Raw genomic sequence first — 3,776 nt, 5'->3', positions numbered from 1 at the left:
GCCGCTCACGTCCACCCGTTGGTCCACGGTCGGCAACCCTACCGACCCCGGGTGGCACCCCGCCGATCAAGATCTACTTAAGCTACGCGGCATTGGGTCATTGATGGACAGTGACAACCGCGGGTCGTGGCTGACGTTCTTGTACTTCTGCCGGTCCTTGGTGACCGTCAATCGTAGATACTCGCCGTCCCACAGCACCCACATCGGGTTGACCTGCGGAGTCCCATCGGGCCTCGTGGTTGCGATATGCGCGAACAACGGGCGTTCAAGAAGGTCGAGGTGGCCGGCGGGGATCACGGACATGATGGTGGGCTCCAGGGAATTCACAGGGATGCGGGTGCGGAATCGACTGCGGAATCGACTGCGGGCTTCAGCTGGGAATCGGGTGCGGATTCAGGTACGTATCCGGATCCGGGCTTCAGAAGAGACGTGTGTACGGATCCGGGCTTCAGGAGGAAGTACGCGACCACTGCCCCGACCAGGACGATCGCAGCGTTGACCGCGATTCCCGCGTGGATCCCTGACAGCACGTCACCGGTCGACGCGGTCCGGGCCGCCGCGATCGCGCTGATCACCGGGATACCCATCGTGATGCCGACCTGCTGGGTCATTGAGGCGAGCCCGGTGGCCAGGCCCTGTTCGTCGTCCGGGAGCCCGGAGGTCGCAGTGACCATGTACGCGACGATGGCGATGATGTGGCCGCCGCCACCGATGGCGGTGGCCGCGAGCAGCACGAAGACCGCCTCATCGCCGCGACCGAGGAACAACAGTCCGGCGGTGGCCAGGCCCTGCAGGGCGAGTGCCCCGGTCATGGCGTTGCGGGTGCCGACCCGGCCGATGACCTTCGGGGCGAACATTCCGCCGGCGAACGCCGCGAGACCCAGGGCGGTGAACGCAAGACCGGTCTGCATGGGGGAGTAGTCCAGGACCTGCTGGAGATAGAGCGTCATCAGGAAGATGACGGACGACTCCATCGTGAAGGTGATGAACCCGCCGAAGTTGCCGCCGCGGACCGAACGCCGCTTCAGGACCTGAAGCGGAGCCAACGGTGCGACAGCGGTGGATTCGATCCGCCAGAAGGCGATGAGCAGGACAACCGCCAGGCCCAGTGCACTGAGGCCCAGGGGGTCACTCCAGCCGGCCTCGCCGACCCGGGTAATCCCGTACACGAGCGTCAGCAGCCCACCGGTCACGGTCACCGCACCCGGGAGGTCCAGCTTCGTCTTCACGTCTGTACGGGATTCAGCGATCACCATCGGCGTCGCGATCAGGATCGCTGTCGCCACAGGCACATTGATGAAGAACGCCCACCGCCAGCTGAGCAGGTCGGTCAGCAGTCCGCCGCCGATCGATCCGGCGGTGAATCCGATCGAGATCAGGATGCCGTTGAGCGCCAACGCCCTTGTCCTGAGCGGGCCTTCGGGGAAAGCGGTGGTCAGCAGCGCCAGTGCCGAAGGGGTGGCCAGGGCGACCGCGAAGCCCTGGATGACACGGGCGGTCAGCAGGACCCTGGGGGAGTCGGCCAGGCCGCCGAGTACCGAGCCGGCGGCCAGCAACACCATCCCGGCCAGGAACAGCCGCCGGCGGCCCGTCAGGTCACCTATCCGGCCGAACAGCAGGATGAATCCGGCCGACGGCAGCATCATCGCCGTGGTGATCCACTGGAGGTTCCCGAGGGTGAAGCCGAGCCCGCTGCCGATCTCCGGCAGAGCCACGTTGAGGATGGAGAAGTCCACAGCGAGCATGAACTGTGCGCCGAGGAGGAGAGTCAGGATCAGCCACTGACGTGGCGTCGGACCTGGTTTCTGTACGAATTTCTGTCCGGCCGCCTGGACCGGTGTTTCAACGACAGCGCTCATGCGCTTAGAAGAGCGCGGGGGAATGCGGGTGGTCCAACAACTGTTCGTCCTACTCGACAACCAACGGTTGTCAGACGAGGTGGGGGAGCATGGTCCTGGACCTGACGCAGGTGCAGTCGTTTGTCGTAGCCGCTGAGGAACTGCACTTCGGGAAGGCCGCCGCGCAGTTGTTCCTCACCCAGCAGGCACTGTCCAAGCGCATCGCCCGGCTTGAGGACAACCTCGGGGTGCGTCTCTTCGACCGTTCCGGGCACACCGTCGCACTGACACCCGCCGGACAGCGGTTCCTCGGACCCGCACGTCAGGCAGTGGACGCGGGGGAGGCCGCTGTCTCCGCAGCACGGGACACCCCGGAAGCGTTGCGCGTCGACGTGTGGGGACACATGTTCGCACCGCTGCGCACCCTGCACACCGTCCTCGAACAGGATCCCGACCTGCGTATCGAAGTCGGCATGCGGCGCAGCGCGGAGGCGGCCGTCGACGGCCTGCTCCGGCACGAGGTCGACGTGGTTCTCGGACGCGTGTCGGACACGCTGGACGCACGCCCCGAAGCGCTGGTCCACCGACCCGTACGCCTTGAACCGCTCTCCGTCGTCGTCGGCAGCGGACACCCGCTCGCCGGTCGCAGTTCACTGCGCCCACAGGACCTCCGGGACGGTTCGCTGTGGTTTCCCGCCGCTGCGCAGCGGGTGGATTTCCTCGCCGCGTTCGCTGCGGAGTTCGGGATTCCCGCGGACTTCTCCGGGGTCAATCTCGGCCTGTGCCCGTTCCTGGAGCGGCTGGCGGAGGAACCGGACCGGTTCTCGCTGCTGCCCGCCGGTGTGGCATTGCCGGGCAGTGGCGTGGTGCGGATCCCGCTGGCCGATCCGGTGCCGATGTACGCGTGGTCGCTGATCTGGCGCCGGGACGAACGGCATCCGGTGCTGCCGGTGCTGCTGGAGCAGTTCGCGCTGGCGGCGGGGTTCCACGGGTGGCTGGACTTTGATCCGGCGGCACAGTGGGGGCAGGCCGGCGGGTGGTGCTGTGCGGGGTGCGCGGCGGCGCGGCGGCGCGGGGCAGCCGCACTGGCGTCGGCGGGTGAGTTGAGGGGAGCAGTAGTTTCATGTCGTGTAACGAAAGTTACACGACATGAAACTGTTTCTCGTGCAGGGGAGGGACCTGCACCCACCTGTTCACTGTCCCGTCTCAATTGACCGGGTCTGCTCGATACTGGCTGCTGGATACGGCGTCCGCTTGCTCTCAGTCAACAACCGGCCGTGGAACCCGCCGAGGACGACGGCGGGACCATCCCCGCATACGCGGGACCCACTTTGTCGAGGGCGTTGATGTCCTGGCACCAGTGGGACCATCCCCGCATACGCGGGACCCACTCGCGTCTTCCGGGGTGTGGCTTGCGATGTAGAGGACCATCCCCGCATACGCGGGACCCACTTGGCGGTGAGCATCACCACGGCGGTATGCGCGGGACCATCCCCGCATACGCGGGACCCACCCTTCGCCACCAGCGACGAAACCGACGCGTTGGCCATTTTTCATTCACTTGGAAATCAACCAACACTGCGTCTGAGTATGCATCATGAGCCTCCGTCAACCGATCTGAGTCCCAAACCCGAATCGCAGAGTAGCGTGCTGCACCACTCACGTCGCCAGGCTGATCCGCTCCCCCGCCATCGCCGCAACCACCCCGGGATCGCAGTGCGCCAGCGGGCCCAGCTTCGCCGACCAGCCGCCCGAGTAGAGCGCCTGACTCAGCAGCCGTCGCGACACCTCCGTGTCAGCCGCAGCCTCACCCACCATGGCCAATAGCCGCGCCTGGAGATCCGAGAGGGCGTTTACCCAGGAAAAGACCCATGTGAGGCTTTTACCTCTGCTCCAGCTTGTGCTGTATGCCTGATTAGTTGAACTTGTCCTAACCTG

General features: G+C 65.9%; 4 protein-coding genes. 1 reads left to right on the top strand and 3 read right to left on the bottom strand.

Annotated elements, in window-relative coordinates; all coding sequences use genetic code 11:
- Window positions 1-66: 66 nt before the first annotated feature.
- Together AC0Z36_RS29330 and AC0Z36_RS29325 are read right to left on the bottom strand one after the other, a co-directional pair.
- Complete coding sequence (locus AC0Z36_RS29330) at window positions 67-303, bottom strand: PPOX class F420-dependent oxidoreductase (RefSeq protein WP_485466120.1); 237 nt, start codon at window positions 301-303, stop codon at window positions 67-69.
- A 20-nt stretch (window positions 304-323) separates the two neighbouring features.
- Entirely contained in the window at window positions 324-1,859 is a 1,536-nt protein-coding gene (locus AC0Z36_RS29325) for an MFS transporter (RefSeq protein ID WP_485466119.1), read from the bottom strand.
- Between the two features lie 89 nt (window positions 1,860-1,948).
- On the opposite strand from AC0Z36_RS29325, the gene AC0Z36_RS29320 reads away from it, so the two are divergent.
- Window positions 1,949-3,052, top strand: coding sequence for a LysR family transcriptional regulator (locus tag AC0Z36_RS29320; protein WP_485466118.1), 1,104 nt, complete (start codon window positions 1,949-1,951; stop codon window positions 3,050-3,052).
- Window positions 3,053-3,497: 445 nt separating this feature from the next.
- Here the strand turns inward: AC0Z36_RS29320 and AC0Z36_RS29315 are convergent.
- Window positions 3,498-3,776: hypothetical protein (locus AC0Z36_RS29315; protein WP_485466117.1), on the bottom strand; the 279-nt coding region annotated here is incomplete at its 5' end.

This window comes from Kitasatospora sp. UYEF31 (genome assembly GCF_057291755.1).
The sequence above is the reverse complement of the archived record's forward strand: the minus strand, read 5'-3'. Positions and strand labels throughout refer to the sequence as shown.

Excerpts from the sequence above, each read along its gene's own strand:
- AC0Z36_RS29330 (WP_485466120.1), bottom strand. The coding sequence starts at position 303 with ATGTCCGTGATCCCCGCCGGCCACCTCGACCTTCTTGAACGCCCGTTG.
- AC0Z36_RS29325 (WP_485466119.1), bottom strand. The coding sequence starts at position 1,859 with ATGAGCGCTGTCGTTGAAACACCGGTCCAGGCGGCCGGACAGAAATTC.
- AC0Z36_RS29320 (WP_485466118.1), top strand. The coding sequence starts at position 1,949 with ATGGTCCTGGACCTGACGCAGGTGCAGTCGTTTGTCGTAGCCGCTGAG.